Raw genomic sequence first — 16,353 nt, 5'->3', positions numbered from 1 at the left:
GGGCGAAAAAGCGATAGGAAACTCCTGGGAGGACCAGGAAATGCCACGTGACCCGAACGAGAAGTTGCGCAGGCTGCTGGCCGTGGCCGACTGGACACGGGAAGGACTGGCGCGGGCGGTGAACGCCGTGGCCGCCGAGTCGGGGCGGGTCCTCACGTACGATCGGACCTCCGTTTCGCACTGGCTCCGGGGTTCACTACCGCGCGGTGACACTCCGCTCTATGTCGCCGAAGCCCTTTCCCGGAGGCTGGGACGAGTCGTCACACCGGACGAAGTGGGTTTCCCGCGAAACGATCAGGGCGACCCCGGCGGGGGCCGGGACGGGTGTACCGACGCCATCGCGGCACTGCGCGATCTCGCTCGGGAAGACCTCTCATCGGTGTGGACGGGCATCCCTCAGAAACGTCTCTACCGGCAGGTCGATCTCGAGGTCGCCCCGTGGCCGGAGACCCTGCCGGCATCCCGGCCGTCCGCGCCAGTGCCGCGGCGGGCGGCGGCGGCCGAAGCGTTGACCATGATGACCTCCGCGTTCGCCACAGCGGACCAGCGCTTCGGTGGCGGCCACGCACGCGGCGCACTCGTCGCGTACCTGGCTGGGGACGTCGTCGAAGCTGCTCACCGCGCTTCGCCAGGCGCTCCTCAGCGGGCCGTGTGCGCAGCCGCTGCCCGGTCCTGCGACCTCGCGGGGTTCATGTCCTTCGACAGCAATCTCCACGGCCTCGCGCTGGCCTACTTTCGCCTCGCCCTGCGCCTGGCGATCGAAGCGGTGGACCAGAACACCTACGCCGCCGTGCTGCGGAACATCAGCCTGCAGGCGTTGACCCTAGGAGACACCGCGAGCGCAGCCCGTATCGCCGAAATGGCTCTCGCGACCGCACCGGACAGCATGCCCCGACAACAGCTCGCAGAGCTCCTCGGCCACGTGGCCATCACCCGCGCGGCGCTGAACGAACCGAACGCGGCCCGGCAGGCGCTGGCCGATGCCGAGAGAATCCTGGCCACGTCCGGAGCAGAGAACGCCACCCTCACCTACCAGCGCGGGGTAGTCCTGGAGCACGCCGGTGACCTCGCCGAGGCACAGCGCGCACTTGCGGTTTCGCTCAAGCAACGCCCCCCACACGAGCGCCGCTCCCGGGCGCTGACGAGTGCTCGGCTCGCCGGCCTGCGACTGCGAACGGGACAGATGGGCAAGGCCCGCACAGTGATCCGCACGCTGCTGGACGACCACGCCGGGCTGTCTTCGGGCAGGGTCGACTCCGCGCTCGAGGAACTGAACCGGCACCTCGGCCGCTTCCGTCGCCACCCCTCATCGAACGTGTTGCTGCTCGAGGTGCGGGAGCGCCTCCGGCACCCGACGACCCGTCCCACGGGAGGTGAATGTGACGACGCTGTCCAGGCCTGACCTTGCGGCCGTCATCACGCTGATCGACGAACACGCCGACAAGGACTTGACCGTCCCGGAGCTCGCGAGGTTCGCACGGGTGAGCGTGCGGTGGTTGCAGCGGCGTTTCCAGGACGAGCTCGGTGTCTCGCCGAGCACCTACATCCGGCTGACCCGGCTGCGGCGGATACACGACGACCTGGTCGCCGCGGACCCGGAGGCAGGGTGCACGGTGGAGGCGGTCACGAGCCGCTGGGGCGTGCGGCACAGTGGTCGCTTCGCCGCCTGGTATCGCAGTCACTACGACGAGTTCCCCTCGGCCACTTTGCACCGGCGCTGACTCAACGCCGGCTCGCCCGGCCGAGGCGGGGCCGTCGACACGCGTGGCGGTGTCGCGCGTCGCTCCACCGGCAACACGGACCCGCTGGTCGAAGCGAGCCGCCTCGTCGAGCACTGCGACGGGCAGGTCCAGCGCGACAGCCAGCCATGCCCGCCAGTAGGACCGCGGGATGCGTTTACCGCGTTCCCAACGGGCGACCTGCTCGCGCGTGATCGCCGAGTTGCCCGAGACGTCCAGCAACTCCTCAGCCAGCCGGTACTGGCTGTACCCGAGTTGCGAGCGTGAAATCCTGATCAACGAGCCGATGGCGGTGGAGCCGCGCGAAATCTGCGGTACGTGGGAGCGAGGAGTCACCATCCCACGTTAGGAACGGAAACGGCGAAGACCTATTCAGTTGCCGACAGGTTCTTGTCCACTTCGCGCCAACGGGGCCATCCTGGCACGACGCTTCGTCTCGGAGGGGAGTTCCCCGTACCGCTCCCGGTACGCCCGGGCGAATCGGCCGAAATTCGACACCCCTACCCGAGCTGCGATCTGTGTCACAGTGACGTTCTGCGCCTGGTCCGCGCGCAGCAACTCCTCATGTACCCGCCGCAGTCGAACTTCGCTCACATAACGCATCGGTGAAACACCCAGCTCGGCGCGAAAAGCACGCTGCAGTGATCGTTCGCTGACTCCCGCGACCACAGCCAGCTCCGCGGTGGTCGAGGGCAGGACCGAGATCTCTTCCACGAAGTCGGCCACCTTCCGGACGACATGGGAAGCCATAGACGTCTCGACTCGTGTGAGCTCATCCGAATAGCTGTGGTGCTGCGTGTAGAGGACGGTAGTGGTGAGCATCTGCTCGACAGTCAAGAGCATGCCGTGGTGTGCCAGCAACGGATCGTCCACGTTCAACCCGTCGGTGATGCCCTGGACGAGGTTCCAGAGCTGCCTGCCCCCACCACTGCGGAGGTCGACGAACGGCTCGAACCGTGGCGGTGCAGCGATCGACCGGTGGAGAAGGGACTCGAGCCTGCCGATCACGACATCCGTTGGCAACTTGACCATAAGCTGGCCGCAACCTCGTTCCCACACCATGTCCAGTTCGTCGTCCGGCGAGATCAGGGCTGCGGTTCCGGGAGTGATGACCCGGCTGCGATGCCCTGTGTTGACGACACACCGCCCGTTGTGCGGGATCATCAGGACGTAGAAGGTTTCCAGCGGCCCGGGGATGACGTGCGTGTCGTCCCGCCCGTAGCTGACGTAGTGCAGGGAAGCCTTGCCCACCGGGGCCACATGATGCCGTGCTTCGAACCCGGAGGCACGCCGGTCGAGCGGGACGAGCCGGTGCGACCTCATCATCCGAGCGGTCTTGTCCCGGGACTCGTCCACTCTGGTGGTGTGGTAGTACTCGAATCGCTTCAGCGGCAGCTCATCCATCGGTTCCTCGCGTGCCTGGACAGCCTGGTCCCTCGGATCCGCGCTGACCCTGCCGGTAACGACGATACCGAGCGCCCTACCGCACCGCGACGCGGTGCGGCGGCTCGCCCGGGGTGGAGAAGAACAGTTCACCTGTTCGGCGGAGGCCCTGGTGTTGTTGGCCCCTACCCGGTAGCACGAATCCTTTGCATGCTGATTCGGCGACGAGGGAACGAATACCGTCGGTACCACGAAACTGGGGGAACAATGGCAAGGGGTTTGGTCACGCTCGTCAACCCGAACCTGGTGCATCCACCGATCACTCCCTACGCGCTCGACATCCTGACGACCGCCCTCGAGGACGCGCGGTTCGACGTCGAAGTCCTGGATCTCACGTTCGAGCGCGACCACTGGCCGGACGCCGTCACGTCCTACTTCCAGCGCAGGCAACCGATGCTGATCGGAGTGACGATCAGGAACACCGACACGATCTACCCGCAGGAACAACGAGTGTTCCTGGATTCCCACAAGGAGATCATCGACTGCATCCGGACGAGGACGACGGCGCCGGTGGTCGCGGGTGGCGTCGGATTCTCGTCCATGCCGTACGCGCTGGTCGATTACTTCGGAATCGAGTACGGCGTCAAGGGGCCAGGCGAGTTCACACTGGTGCAACTCGCCGAAGCGGTAGCGAGCGCCAACCCACCGGAAACCGTTCCCGGGCTGATCATCAACAACGGGCCAGCGGGTGTGCGGCAGATTCCCCACGGCGACAGCTCGGCCACCACCGCGCGAGTGTCGCTGGTTCAGCGTGCGGCGCCGTACCGCCGGCACTCAGGGCGGGCAGATCGCGTCGACAACTTCGCCTACTTCCGCCGTGGCGGGCTGGGCAACATTCTGACGAAGAACGGGTGCACCTTCGCCTGCACCCATTGCGTGGAACCGGACGCCAAGGGCAACCGATTCGCGCGCCGGGCCGAGACCGCGGTGGTCGACGAGATCGAGAGCCTGCTGTCGCAAGGCGTTCAGGACCTGCACACGACGGACAGCGAGTTCAACCTGAACATCGCTCACAGCAAGGCGGTTCTGCGGGAGATCATCCGGCGCAAGTCCCGCGACTCCTCGTCCCCGCTGCACGATCTGCGCCTGTGGATCTACGTACAACCGGCACCCTTCGATGCCGAATACGCGGCGCTGCTCGCCGAAGCGGGCTGCGCCGGTATCAACGTGGCTCCGGACCATTCGCGCCCCGAACTGCTCAGCGGCTGGAAGGTGAGCGCGGGCGGCACCGGGTTCTACACCTTCGAGGACGTCCGGAGGGTGTGCCAGTGGGCATCCGAGTACGGCATGGCCACCATGGTGGAAGCCCTGCTCGGCATGCCCGGCGAAACTCCCGAGACGATGCGCGCGTGCGTCGAGGACTTCCAGTCGCTCGACGCGACGGTCGTTGGCTACACGCTGGGCATTCGCGTGTTCCCGTACTCGCCGCTGGGACGCCGCCTGGCTGCCGCGAGCATGGGCTCGGTGCCGGTACCCGGCCTGCAGTCCAACGATGCCGACGAACCGATCGTGCTGACTCCGCTGAACCAGTGCACCGACACCGTGACTTATGAGCGGCAGTTCATGTTCGACCGCGCGGGCGGGTTCCGCCCTGTCTACTACTTTTCCCCGGAACTTCGCGGCGACGACGAACGCGGCCCCGGCCAGCGCTATGACCACGCCCTCGAGCTCCTGTGGGATTACGTCCCCCACCAGGACCGGCTCCGGGTCATGTTGCCGACACGTCCCGGTCTCAGCCCGGAGGACAACAACTACGCGGACAACCCGTTCCTCCTGCGGCTGACCGAGCTGGGCTACACCGGCGCCTACTGGTCCCACTGGCCCAGGCGATACCAGATCATGGAGGGAGTGCCGGCGTGAGCCGGGTCCGCACGAGCCGGTCGCTCCTTGAGGCGGCCTGGATCCGGTCAGGACGGTGATCGCGGAGTAGGCCGCGCCGGGTCACCGTCGCAGACGCTGCTCGCCCGCCAGGTGGATCGCCTCGTGCTTGGGTGGCCGGAGTGGTCGGCGGCGATGGAGTGCCTGCCGATCGCCGCCGCACCCGGCCGGCCGCGGCGCGACTCCACCCGCCCGGCCCGGCTGGGCCGTCGCCATGCGGACAGGCCCTAATCCTCCGCCAGCGCCTCCTCGCGCGTCGTGCGCAGTCGGACGATTTCGTCGGCTCCGGTGATCTCCAGTGGGCGCCTTGTGAAGCCGGAGCCGACCACCACGTGCACGCGGCCCGGGGCCGCCATCCCGGCGGCCAGCACGACCGCGATCCCCGCCGAGGCCAGGAAACTCACCTCGCTCAAGTCGATCACCAGCCGCTCGGCGCAGGCGCGCGCCGCGGGCAGGGCGACGGCCTCGAACGCGGGGGCGGTCAGGTGGTCGAGTTCGCCGGCGACGCGCACCAGCGTCGCGCCGGGCAGGTGCTCCACGTGCACGTCCACGTGCGCGACCGGCTCGTCCGGCTGGAAAGAGGACACCCGCTCGATCTAACCGTGACCGGACAACGGCGGAAAGCCCGGTCTTGCGTCCGGCGACCCCGTGTGGCCTAATATGGCATCAAGTGCCAAAATGATGTCCCTCACAGGCGAGGCGGAGTGGCGAGATGTCCAACGGTTGGTTCGAGACGGTGGCCGAGGCACAGCGGCGGGCGAAGAAGCGCCTGCCCAAGTCCGTCTACGGCGCCCTGGTGGCTGGTTCCGAACGCGGCATCACCGTCGACGACAACGTCGCGGCGTTCGCCGAGCTCGGGTTCGCCCCGCACGTCGCCGGCCTGTCCGACAAGCGCGAGCTGGGCACCACCGTGATGGGCCAGCCGGTCGCGCTGCCGGTGATCATCTCCCCCACCGGCGTCCAGGCCGTGCACCCCGAGGGCGAGGTGGCCGTGGCCCGTGCCGCGGCCGCGCGCGGCACCGCGATGAGCCTCAGCTCGTTCGCCAGCAAGTCCATCGAGGAGGTCGCGACGGTCAACCCGCAGACCTTCTTCCAGATGTACTGGGTCGGCAGCCGCGACGTGCTCGTGCAGCGCATGGAGCGCGCCCGCGCCGCGGGGGCGGTCGGGCTGATCATGACGCTGGACTGGTCGTTCTCCAACGGCCGCGACTGGGGCAGCCCGGTCATCCCGGAGCGGCTGGACCTCAAGGCGATGGTGCGGTTCGCGCCGGAGGGCATCACCCGGCCGAAGTGGCTGTGGGACTTCGCGAAGACCCGCAAGCTGCCCGACCTGACCACGCCGAACCTGACCCCGCCCGGCGGCACGGCGCCCACGTTCTTCGGCGCGTACGGCGAGTGGATGCAGACGCCGCTGCCGACCTGGGAGGACGTGGCGTGGCTGCGCGAGCAGTGGGGCGGGCCGTTCATGCTCAAGGGCGTCATGCGCGTGGACGACGCCAAGCGGGCCGTGGACGCGGGGGTCACCGCGATCTCGGTGTCCAACCACGGCGGCAACAACCTCGACGGCACCCCGGCCCCGATCCGCGCGCTGCCGGCGATCGCGGACGCCGTGGGCGGTGACGTCGAGGTGCTGCTGGACGGCGGCATCCGGCGCGGCAGCGACGTCGTCAAGGCGCTCGCCCTGGGCGCGAAGGCGGTGCTGATCGGCCGCGCCTACCTGTGGGGCCTGGCCGCCAACGGGCAGGCCGGGGTGGAGAACGTGCTGGACATCCTCCGCGGCGGCATCGACTCGGCCATCCTCGGCCTCGGCAAGTCCTCGATCCACGACCTCACCCGCGACGACGTGGTGGTCCCCCCGGGCTTCGAGCGCGCCCTCGGCGTGCCGAAGAGCTGAGCCACCCCGGCGGCGGGCTGCGCGCGGACGGGCCCGCCGCCGGGGTTTCCAGTGAGCTTCGGGACAACTCACTCGGCACCGGACGTTCCGGAAGGTACTTTCAGCAAGCAACCATCCGCGCACGAACTCCGGAGCCGCATGTCCCCGTCTCCCGGCCGCCTCACCGCGGTGCTCGCGCTGGGCGGTGTCGTCGTCGCCGTCATGCAGACGCTCATGGTGCCCCTGCTGGCCGACCTGCCGTCGCTGCTGCGCAGCTCCAGCTCCGACACCGCGTGGGTCATCACGATCACCCTGCTCACCGGCGCGGTCGCCACCCCGGTGCTGGGCCGCCTCGGCGACATGTACGGCAAGCGCCGGATGATGATCGTCGCGCTGTCGTTGCAGGTCGCGGGCTCCCTGGTGTGCGGCCTGACGACCGAGCTGCTGCCGATGATGATCGGCCGCGGGTTGCAGGGCTTCGCGATCGGCGCGATCCCCCTGGGCATCAGCATCATGCGCGACGAGCTGCCGCCGGAGCGGCTGGGCGGCGCGGTCGGCCTGATGAGCTCGTCGCTGGGCATCGGCGGCGCGCTCGCGCTCCCGGCCGCGGCACTGGTCGCCGAGCACTTCGACTGGCACATCCTGTTCCTCGGCGCGGCCGCGCTCGGGCTGGTCAGCCTCGTGCTGATCGTGCTCGTGGTGCCGGAGTCGGCGGTCCGCTCCCCCGGCCGCTTCGACCTGCCCGGCGCGATCGGGCTGTCCGCGGCGCTGGTGTGCCTGCTGCTGGCGATCTCCAAGGGCGGCGACTGGGGCTGGGGCAGCACGCGCACCCTGGGTTTCGGCGTCGCGGCGGTGGTGCTGTTCGTCGCGTGGGGCTTCCTGCAGCTGCGCACCGCCGAACCACTGGTCGACCTGCGCACGACCGCGCGCCGCCCGGTCCTGCTCACCAACCTGACCTCGATCATGGTCGGCTTCGCGCTCTACGCGACCCAGCTGGTGCCGCCGCAGCTGCTGCAGCTGCCCGCGGGCACCGGCTACGGACTCGGGTTGTCGATGGTGGTCGCCGGGCTGTGCGTCGCGCCGTCGGGCCTGCTGATGATGGCGATGTCCCCGGTGGCCGCCCGGCTGATCGCCGCGCGCGGGCCGAAGGTGTCGCTGCTGTGCGGCATCACCGTGCTCGGCGCCGGCTACGGGCTGGGCCTGATGCTGATGGGCGCGGGCTGGCAGATGGCGATCTTCTCCGCGATGGCCGGGGCGGGTGTCGGCCTCGCCTACGCGGCCATGCCGAGCCTGATCATGAGCGCAGTGCCGGCCACCGAGACCGCGGCGGCCAACGGCCTCAACACGCTGATGCGCTCGATCGGCACGTCGTCGTCGAGCGCCGTGGTCGGCATGGTGCTCGCGGGCATGACGATCGACTTCGGCGGCACCCCGGTGCCCAGCCTGACCGGGTTCCGCGCCACGTTCCTGATCGGCTGCGCCGCGTGCGTGGCCGCGCTGCTCATCGCGTGCTTCATCCCGGGCCGCGCGCGTCCGGCGGAGACGCTGCTGACCGGCGTGGTGCGCTCCGCGCGCGGTGTCCTGGAAGGCGCGGCGGTGACCCTGATCAGCAAGGACGGGCAGCAGACCGGCACCACCGCCACGGACGCGAACGGCCGGTACTCGCTGAACATCCCGGGCGGCGAGCACGTGCTGGTCTGCTCGGCCGCCGGTTACCAGCCGGAGGCGGCGCCGGTGAGCGGACCGGGCGAAGCCGGTTTCACGCTGTCGGCGACCGGCCGCATCACCGGCACCGTCGGCGTGGCCGGCGCGCTGCTGATCGCCGCCGACGAGCGCGGCGAGGTCGCGGGCAGCGTCACCTCCCGCGCGGACGGCTCGTTCGAGGTGACCGGCCTGCTGCCGGGCCGCTACGCGCTCGCCGTCGCCAAGCACGGCTACCGGACCGTCGCCGTCCCGGTGCGGGTCGGCGACGGTCCGGTGCGCTGCGAACTCGTCCTCGCGACGGAGGACGTGACGATCACGAACTAGCCGGGAAGCCGTGCCTGCGGGCGCCGAGGACGACGACCAGCACGGGCACGAGCAGCACCAGCACGGTCCACGGGAACACACCGGGCCCGAACGCGTCGAGCAGGATCCCGCCGACCACGCCGCCCCCGGCCATGGCCGCGTTCCACAGCGTCACCAGCGCGGCCTGCGCCGTGTCGGCCGCCTCGCCGCCCGCGTTCCCGGCGGCGGTCTGCAGCAGCGTCGGCACGCCGCCCCAGCCCAGGCCCCACAGCGCGGCCGCGAGGTAGACGAGGACCGCGCTGCCGGACAGCACGGCCAGCATCGCCGCGGCGACGGCGACCAGCACCGTCGCGACGATCGTCAGCTCCCGCAGCTGCCGGTCGATGCGCGCGCCGACGATCACGATGCTCAGCACCGACGCGATCCCGAACACGAGCAGCACCGCGTCGACGCGGACGCCGTGCAGGAACGTCGCGAGGTAGGTGTAGAGGACGTTGTGCGCCAGCACGAACACGAGCGTGACGACCAGGACCGAGGCCACACCCGGCACCGCGACCGCGCGCCGCACCGGGATCCGGGAGCCGTCGCGCTGCCCCGGCTGGTCGGGCACGGCCGCGAGGATCCAGGCGATCAGCACGACGGCGATCACCGACATCACGCCGAACGTCACCCGCCAGCCGACGGCCTCGCCGAGGAAGGTGCCGGCCGGCACGCCCAGCGACAGCGCCAGCGGGATCCCGGCCATCACGACCGCGATCGCCTTGCCCTGCAGGTGTTCCGGCGCCACCCGCCGCGCGTAGCCGGCGAGCAGCGCCCACACCACCCCGGCGGCCACCCCGGCGGCGAACCGGCCGGCCATGGTCAGCGCGTAGACACCGGAGACAGCCGTGACGGTGTTGGCGACGGCGAACCCGGCCACCCCGGCGAGCAGCAGGCGCTTGCGGCTCCAGCCGGCCGTCGCGGCGGACAGCGGGATCGCGGCGAGCGCGGTGCCGATCGCGTAGATCGTGACGGCCTGCCCCATCGCGGACTCGCCGACGCGCAGGTCCGCGCTCATCGCCGGCAGGACGCCGGCGGGCAGGGCTTCGGTGAGGACGGTGATGAACGCCGCGGTCGTCAGCGCCAGCAGGGACCGCAGCGGGAGTCTGGTGGGAGTCAGGACATCGATCACGGCGTTATGCTGAAACCATCACACAGATGTGAAGGTCAAATCGCTGTGAGGGGAACCACATGCGCATCGGGGAGCTGTCGCAACGCACCGAAACGCCCCGCCGCCTGCTGCGGTACTACGAGGAGCAGGGGCTCATCGTGTCCCGGCGATTGCCGAACGGCTACCGCGACTACGACGAATACAACGTCGACCGGGTGCTGCAGATCCGCGGCCTGCTCGACGCCGGGCTGCCCACGCGCATCATCAACCAGATCCTGCCGTGCCTGGACAAGCCACGCACCATCTACTTCCCAGAAGCCACCCCGGAGATGCTGGCGACGCTGGAACGCGAGCGCGACCGGATGACCCGCCGCATCGACTGCCTCACCCGCAACCGGGACGCCATCAGCGAGTACCTGGACATCGTCCGTCGGGGGCTTCAGCCCGACGTGGCCTGAGCCGCCCGCAGCAGGCGCAGCTGCCCGATCTCGGCGACGTTCTTCATCAGCTCGGCGTTGACCCACGCGGCCTGGTGCGCCACGGTCAGCCCGGCCTCGGGAGGCCACGGGAAGGCCGCCGGAGCGTCCATTTCGGACAGCCGGTCGAGGACACCGCCCCAGTCGGCGGCCAGCTCACGCAGCCAGGCCACGGCGTTCTCGTCGCCGGGCCAGCCGACCGCCTCGCGCTCGCGGGGCGGGCGGCCGTGCGCGTGGTCCAGGGCCACGCTCCACCACCAGCCGACGTGCCAGGTGATCCAGGCGATGGTGGGCACCGGCACGGGGTCGGGTTCGGTGTCGGCCCAGTCGATCGTCCACCCGTCCGCGGCGGGCGGACGTGCCAGGTCAGCGGGCCGGGCTCCCAGCGGAAGTCCGCCGGGGTGAGCGCGCTCAGGTGCAGGTCCGCGAGGGACCAGGTCAGGTCGAACTGCCAGCGCAGGAGGGACACGGCCGGATGATCGCAGCGCCCGCGCGCGGCGGCCAACCGGATTTCCCGCACGTACACTCGTGGGGTGCGGACGCGACCGACCCTGAGCTGGACGCCGGCGGGCGAGCCGCTGCCCCGCACGACCAGCCTGGACGACGTGGTCCGCATCGCCGGCACGGGCGGTGCGGTCGTGCTGAGCGGCGCCGGGCTGTCCACCGAGTCGGGGATCCCGGACTACCGCGGCGAGACCGGCAGCCTGCGGCGGCACACGCCGATGACGTACCAGGAGTTCGTCGCGGCGGAGCACGCGCGGCGCCGGTACTGGGCGCGCAGCCACCTCGGCTGGCGCACGATCGCCCGGGCGCGGCCCAACGACGGTCACCGCGCGGTCGCGGCGCTGCGGGCCGTGGGCGTGGTCGGGGGTGTGATCACGCAGAACGTGGACGGTCTGCACCAGGCCGCCGGCACGCCGGACGTGGTCGAGCTGCACGGCAGCCTGGACCGGGTGGTGTGCCTGTCCTGCCGGTCGCGGACGCCGCGCGAGGAGCTGGACCGCCGCCTGCGCGCGGCGAACCCGGACTTCACGGCCACCGCGACGCGGGTCAACCCGGACGGCGACGCCGACCTGTCCGACGACGACGTGCGGGGCTTCCGGGTGGTGCCGTGCCGCGACTGCGCCGGGGTGCTGAAACCGGACGTGGTCTTCTTCGGCGAGAACGTCGAACCGTCGCGTGTGGACCGTTGCTACCGGCTGGTGGAGCAGGCGTCCGCACTGCTGGTGCTGGGCTCGTCCCTGACGGTCATGTCGGGCCTGCGGTTCGTGCGCCGCGCCGCCGAGGCCGGCAAGCCCGTGGCGATCATCAACCAGGGCCCCACGCGCGGCGACAAGTACGCGACCGTGCGGGTGGACCTGCCGCTGGGCCGGGCGCTGACGGAGCTGGTGGCACGGCTGACCGCCTGATCAGGGCGAAACGGCGACCCCGACCGACTGCGCGCCGAACGGCCGCGGTGCGCCCTGCTCGTAGAACACGTCGATCTCCCGGATCAGGAAACCGGCCCCGGTCAGCAGGTCTGCGACCGGGTTGGTGAGCCGGCAGCCGAACACCGCCCGCTGCACCGGGTCCAGCCGGCGCTGCCGGCGCCGGACGTCCGCGTCGGGGGCGAGGCCGTGTTCGGCGAAGTGCAGGGTGCCCTCGGGTTTGAGGACTCGCCGGACCTCGCGCAACGCGGCGCCGGCGTCCGGGATCGCGCACAGCGTCCAGGTGGACAGCGCCGTGTCGCAACTGTGCGCGGGCACCGGCAGCGACTGCCCGTCCAGGCCGGCCCGCTCGACCGGCACGGTGGAACCGTCCAGCCGTCCGCTCGCGAGCCGCCAAGCGGCGTCCAGGGGCTCGATGGCGACGACCTCGGTCACCGCCGCCGGGTAGAAGGGCACGTTGCGGCCCGATCCGAAGCCGATTTCCAGCACCCGGCCCCGCAACCCGGCGCAGGTGCGTTCCCGGTGCGGCCGCGCCGGCGCGGCGCCACAGGCCAGGTCGATGATGCGGGGCCGGATCCGGTTCGCGTAGAAGCCCATGGCGCCATTGTTGCTGATCGGTGGCCGCCCAGCCCTTCCTGCGCAGCTCGGCCGGTCTCGCCGCGGTCCGGCTGCCGGCGCGGACGGCGGGCGTGCTCGGCTCCGGCCGGCACGCCCGCCCCACCACGACGCTAGAGGTACGGCCGCGTGATGATCTCGATCGCGTGCCCGGCGGGGTCCTTGAAGTAGACACCCCGCCCGCCGTGCTCGTGGTTGATCTGCCCGGGGCGGGTCGTCTGCGGATCCGCCCAGTGCTCGATCCCCCGCTCGACGAGCCGCGCGTAGGCGCGGTCGAACAGCTCGTCGTCGACGAGGAAGGCGTAGTGCTGCATCTGAATCTCCACCGGCGGTTCGGCGAACTGCAGCAACACACCCCCGTCGAGCATGACGTTGACGAACGGCCCCCACGACGGGGCTTCGGCGACTTCCAGCAGTTCGCGGAAGAAGCGGGCCGACTCGTGGCGATCCTTGGCGGCGATGATGGTGTGGTTGAAGGTGACGGTCAAGGGAGTCCTTTCGATCGGTTGGGTGAACAGCGCGGAAGCGAATGCTCCCGGCGGTCCACGCGAGCCGATCAGACCGTCACCGGATCGCCTTCCCGTGTGTGGCGCGCGGCCGTTCCGGTGATCACGCCGTCAGTCTAGGAGGTGAGGTCCGGCTACGGCAACGAGGTATGCGCAAGGGCGCCGGGCCGCGGGATCAGCGAACCTGGTCCCAGGGGATGGCCTCGATGCGGTCGAGGTGTGCCTCGCCCCACTCCCCGAGCGGGGCGAGCGCGCTGTTGAGCGAACGGCCGAAGCCGGTGAGGGAGTACTCGACCTTCGGCGGAACCTGGTGGTAGACCTCGCGATGCAGCAGACCGGTCGCCTCCATCTCGCGGAGCTGCAGGATCAGCACCCGCTCACTGATCCCCGCCACGGCGCGTCGCAGCTCGCCGAACCGCAACGGCCCGTCCTGGAGCGCGAACAGGATCAGCCCCTTCCACTTCCCTCCCATGACGGCGATGGCGGCATCGAGCCCGCAGGTGAAGGTCGGTGTCTTCATTCACATCCTCACAGACACATTTGTCAGTACCCGCGAAAAATGTCGGTACTTGAGGAAATGTACGCGAAAACCCAGGATCGCGGTGCCACACCACGAGCACTGGAGGAAGCACATGACCGAGCACGCACGCACCCCCGTCACCGTCATCGGCCTGGGTTCGATGGGGACGGCGCTGGCCGGGGCGTTCGTCGCCGCGGGACACCCGACCACCGTGTGGAACAGGACCGCCGCCCGGGCGGCACCCCTGGTCGCGAAGGGCGCCGTGCACGCGGCGGCGATCGAGGACGCGATCGCCGCCAGTCCGTTGGTCATCGCCTGCCTGACCACCTACGACGACACCGTCGCGGCCCTGGCCCCGGCAGGCCCGGCGCTGCGGGGCCGGGCGCTGGTCACCCTGAACAGCGGTTCCCCGGCCGGCGCCCGCGAGATGGCCGCCTGGGCCGGCGGTCACGGCGCGCGGTTCCTCGACGGGGCGGTCAAGGACGTACCTCCGGCGGTCGGGAAACCGGGCACGCTCCTGTACTACGCCGGGGACAAGGCCGTCTTCGACGAACACCGGACGACGCTGGAAGTGCTGGGCGGCGACACCGTGCACCTGGGCGACGAACCCGACCTGGCCGCGCTGTACGAGATGGCGGTCGGTGGAACCCTGCTCCCGGCGCTCGTCGGTTTCTTCCAGGGTGCGGCCGCCGTGCAGGCGCGCGGACTCGACGCGAGCACGCTGGTGCGGTTCACGGTCAAGTGGTTCGAGATGATCGGTTCCGTTCTGCCGGTGTTCGCGCGGGAGATCGACAGCGGGGACTACACGAAGCCGATGTCGACCGTCGCGCTCTTCCTGGCGGGTGCGGCGCACGACGCGGAACTGGGCGCGGAGGCGAACATCGACGTGTCCTGGCAGGCGCCGTTCCACGAACTGCTGCAACGGGCCGTCGACGCCGGCCACGCGGACCACAGCATCGCGGCCCTGACCGAAGTGCTCAAAAAGCCTGCACCCGCGTCGTGACGATCCGCGCGCCCGGTTTTTGTCGGTGGGTCCCGCTAGCCTGATCGCACCAACCGGGGGAAGGGATCCACCACCATGCGTCTGCCACGACTTTCGTTGCCTCGACGGCGTTTCGCACTGCTGTCCGGTGGGGAGAGGCCACTGGTCGCCACAGCCCGCCGCGCGGCGCCCGGGCTGCGATCGGCTCGGGCGTGGTGCCTCCCCGCGGTCCGGGCACGAGGGTCCGGGCACGCACGGTCAGGGCACGATGGATCAGGGCACGATCGAGTCCACGTAGCCGCCGTCCACTCGCACCGCCGCTCCCGTTGTCGCCGAGGCTTGCGGCGAGCTGAGGTACACCACCATGTTCGCGATCTCCTCGGGCTCGATCAGGCGCTGCAGCAACGACTGCGGCCGGTGCTTCCGCATGAACTCCTGCTGCGCCTGGTCCCACGGCAGGTCGCGGTCGACGAGTTCGTACACGAAGTCCTCGACGCCGCCGGTGTGCGTGGGTCCGGCGAGGACGGCGTTCACGGTCACCCCGGTTCCGGCGGCAGCCTTGGCGAAACCGCGGGAAACGCCCAGCAGAGCCGTTTTCGACATGCCGTAGTGGATCATCTCGGCGGGGATCACGATCGCCGAGTCGCTCGCGATGTACTGGATGCGGCCCCATCCCCGCTCGGTCATGCCCGGCAGGTAGGCGCGGGTGAGCCGCACCGCGGCGAGCACATTCACCTCGAAGTACCGGCGCCACTCGTCGTCGCTGATCTCCAGCGGGTCGGCCGAGCCGAAGATGCCCAGGTTGTTGACCAGGATGTCGGTGCGCGGCAACTGCTCGGTGACCTCCCGCGCACCCCGCTCGCTCGCGATGTCGGCGACCACCGGCACCACCTGCGCGTCGGGCACCTCGGCGGTCAGCTGCTCGATCGCCTTCGTGACCTTGTCCGCGTTGCGGCCGTTGACGCCCACCCGGGCGCCGGCGCGGGCCAGTCCGAGCGCGATCGCCGCGCCGATCCCCTGCGTCGAACCGGTGACCAGGGCCGTCTTCCCACTCAGATCAAGGCGCATGCCGCGATCGTAGGGGCGGCCGGCCGGGCCCGCACGGCTGCACGCCGCGGGGGCCGCTCGCAGATGAGCGCCACAGGCGCAGTCGCGGCAGCGCGCCTCGCCCCATCGGGCGTGCCCGCACCCGGCGCCGGCCTCCCGGCACGGGCTCGCCTTCCCCGGCGAGAATTCGCTCCGCTGGGGACGGTCAACGCGGTGACGGGCAAGCCGTACCCCGCGGGTACGCGCCGCGCACGATCAACCACCAGTTGACGGTGCTGCACGCGTTCTACGCCTTCGCGCTGGACATGGACCTGGGACCGTTGGTGAATCCGGTGCCGCAGCAACGCGGGCCGAGTGGTGGCCGGCTGCCGGCGCACCAGAGCCCGCTGGAGCCGGTGCGGCGGCAGCGGCGGGCGGCCTACCGGCAGAAGGTGCCCAAGACGTTGCCGCGCAGCCTGCCCGACGGCGCGGCGGAGGCGTTGTTCTCGGCGCTGCGGTGTCACCGGGACCGGGCGATGGTGGCGATGTGGTTGTCCAGCGGCGTGCGCGCCTCGGAGTTGCTGGGGCTGCGGCACGAGTGGATCGACTACGGCTGCAAGACGATCAAGGTGATCTCGAAGGGCTCGCGGAGCCTGGAGGAGGTGCCGGCGTCAGCGGACGCGTTCGTGTGGCTGGCACTGTATCTGGCTG

Annotated in this window: 16 protein-coding genes; 8 read left to right on the top strand and 8 right to left on the bottom strand. The window is 70.5% G+C overall.

Annotated features, from left to right (window positions below; genetic code table 11):
- Window positions 1-40 precede the first annotated feature (40 nt).
- Both L1857_RS13420 and L1857_RS13415 read left to right on the top strand, forming a co-directional pair.
- On the top strand, window positions 41-1,402 hold the full coding sequence (locus L1857_RS13420) for an NsdA family TPR-like regulatory protein (RefSeq protein ID WP_249465220.1): 1,362 nt from the start codon (window positions 41-43) through the stop codon (window positions 1,400-1,402).
- Complete coding sequence (locus L1857_RS13415) at window positions 1,380-1,721, top strand: helix-turn-helix transcriptional regulator (protein WP_162831195.1); 342 nt, start codon at window positions 1,380-1,382, stop codon at window positions 1,719-1,721. The genes L1857_RS13420 and L1857_RS13415 overlap by 23 nt, the downstream gene beginning before the upstream one ends.
- A 390-nt stretch (window positions 1,722-2,111) precedes the next feature.
- Here L1857_RS13415 and L1857_RS13410 read toward each other — a convergent pair whose 3' ends face one another.
- Window positions 2,112-3,143: an AraC family transcriptional regulator gene (locus tag L1857_RS13410; RefSeq protein WP_162831196.1), complete on the bottom strand. Its 1,032-nt coding sequence runs from the start codon at window positions 3,141-3,143 to the stop codon at window positions 2,112-2,114.
- A 258-nt stretch (window positions 3,144-3,401) separates the two neighbouring features.
- Between L1857_RS13410 and tsrT the strand changes: the two genes are divergently transcribed.
- Entirely contained in the window at window positions 3,402-5,042 is a 1,641-nt protein-coding gene (tsrT, locus tag L1857_RS13405) for a tryptophan 2-C-methyltransferase (protein ID WP_429727758.1), read from the top strand.
- Between the two features lie 245 nt (window positions 5,043-5,287).
- Here the strand turns inward: tsrT and L1857_RS13400 are convergent, their stop codons facing one another.
- Window positions 5,288-5,647, bottom strand: a complete 360-nt coding sequence (locus tag L1857_RS13400) for an STAS domain-containing protein (RefSeq protein ID WP_094004992.1) — start codon at window positions 5,645-5,647, stop codon at window positions 5,288-5,290.
- Window positions 5,648-5,772: 125 nt separating this feature from the next.
- Here L1857_RS13400 and mftD point away from each other — a divergent pair, with 125 nt between their 5' ends.
- Both mftD and L1857_RS13390 read left to right on the top strand, forming a co-directional pair.
- Window positions 5,773-6,954: a pre-mycofactocin synthase MftD gene (gene mftD / locus L1857_RS13395; protein WP_249465218.1), complete on the top strand. Its 1,182-nt coding sequence runs from the start codon at window positions 5,773-5,775 to the stop codon at window positions 6,952-6,954.
- A 138-nt stretch (window positions 6,955-7,092) separates the two neighbouring features.
- The gene (locus tag L1857_RS13390) at window positions 7,093-8,961 is read left to right on the top strand and encodes an MFS transporter (protein WP_249465214.1); all 1,869 of its coding nucleotides are present in this window, start codon (window positions 7,093-7,095) and stop codon (window positions 8,959-8,961) included.
- On the opposite strand, the gene L1857_RS13385 is transcribed toward L1857_RS13390, so the two are convergent.
- Window positions 8,951-10,111, bottom strand: coding sequence for an MFS transporter (locus tag L1857_RS13385; protein ID WP_249465209.1), 1,161 nt, complete (start codon window positions 10,109-10,111; stop codon window positions 8,951-8,953). The two genes, L1857_RS13390 and L1857_RS13385, sit on opposite strands and share 11 nt — an antisense overlap.
- 59 nt (window positions 10,112-10,170) lie before the next feature.
- Between L1857_RS13385 and L1857_RS13380 the strand changes: the two genes are divergently transcribed.
- Entirely contained in the window at window positions 10,171-10,548 is a 378-nt protein-coding gene (locus L1857_RS13380; RefSeq protein WP_116113224.1) for a MerR family transcriptional regulator, read from the top strand.
- Here the strand turns inward: L1857_RS13380 and L1857_RS35565 are convergent.
- On the bottom strand, window positions 10,530-10,862 hold the full coding sequence (locus L1857_RS35565) for a DinB family protein (protein ID WP_346731870.1): 333 nt from the start codon (window positions 10,860-10,862) through the stop codon (window positions 10,530-10,532). The genes L1857_RS13380 and L1857_RS35565 overlap by 19 nt on opposite strands.
- 237 nt (window positions 10,863-11,099) lie before the next feature.
- On the opposite strand from L1857_RS35565, the gene L1857_RS13370 reads away from it, so the two are divergent.
- Window positions 11,100-11,975: an NAD-dependent protein deacetylase gene (locus L1857_RS13370; protein ID WP_116113226.1), complete on the top strand. Its 876-nt coding sequence runs from the start codon at window positions 11,100-11,102 to the stop codon at window positions 11,973-11,975.
- On the opposite strand, the gene L1857_RS13365 is transcribed toward L1857_RS13370, so the two are convergent.
- From L1857_RS13365 to L1857_RS13355, 3 genes are all read right to left on the bottom strand, one after another.
- Window positions 11,976-12,590, bottom strand: coding sequence for a class I SAM-dependent methyltransferase (locus L1857_RS13365; protein ID WP_116113229.1), 615 nt, complete (start codon window positions 12,588-12,590; stop codon window positions 11,976-11,978). It lies immediately after the preceding gene.
- Between the two features lie 131 nt (window positions 12,591-12,721).
- Complete coding sequence (locus L1857_RS13360; protein ID WP_094004985.1) at window positions 12,722-13,096, bottom strand: VOC family protein; 375 nt, start codon at window positions 13,094-13,096, stop codon at window positions 12,722-12,724.
- A 193-nt stretch (window positions 13,097-13,289) separates the two neighbouring features.
- Window positions 13,290-13,634 carry a winged helix-turn-helix transcriptional regulator gene (locus tag L1857_RS13355; RefSeq protein WP_094004984.1) on the bottom strand — a complete coding sequence of 115 codons (345 nt, stop codon included), beginning with the start codon at window positions 13,632-13,634 and terminating at the stop codon, window positions 13,290-13,292.
- 112 nt (window positions 13,635-13,746) lie between these two features.
- On the opposite strand from L1857_RS13355, the gene L1857_RS13350 reads away from it, so the two are divergent.
- A complete protein-coding gene (locus L1857_RS13350; RefSeq protein ID WP_116113231.1) occupies window positions 13,747-14,637 on the top strand; it encodes an NAD(P)-dependent oxidoreductase in 891 nt (296 codons plus the stop codon).
- A 252-nt stretch (window positions 14,638-14,889) separates the two neighbouring features.
- Here L1857_RS13350 and L1857_RS13345 read toward each other — a convergent pair whose 3' ends face one another.
- Complete coding sequence (locus L1857_RS13345; RefSeq protein WP_116113234.1) at window positions 14,890-15,684, bottom strand: SDR family NAD(P)-dependent oxidoreductase; 795 nt, start codon at window positions 15,682-15,684, stop codon at window positions 14,890-14,892.
- Between the last annotated feature and the right edge of the window lie 669 nt (window positions 15,685-16,353).

Origin of the sequence: Amycolatopsis thermalba, assembly GCF_023376025.1 — a bacterium.
GTDB classification, from domain to species: domain Bacteria; phylum Actinomycetota; class Actinomycetes; order Mycobacteriales; family Pseudonocardiaceae; genus Amycolatopsis_E; species Amycolatopsis_E thermalba.
The sequence above is the reverse complement of the archived record's forward strand: the minus strand, read 5'-3'. Positions and strand labels throughout refer to the sequence as shown.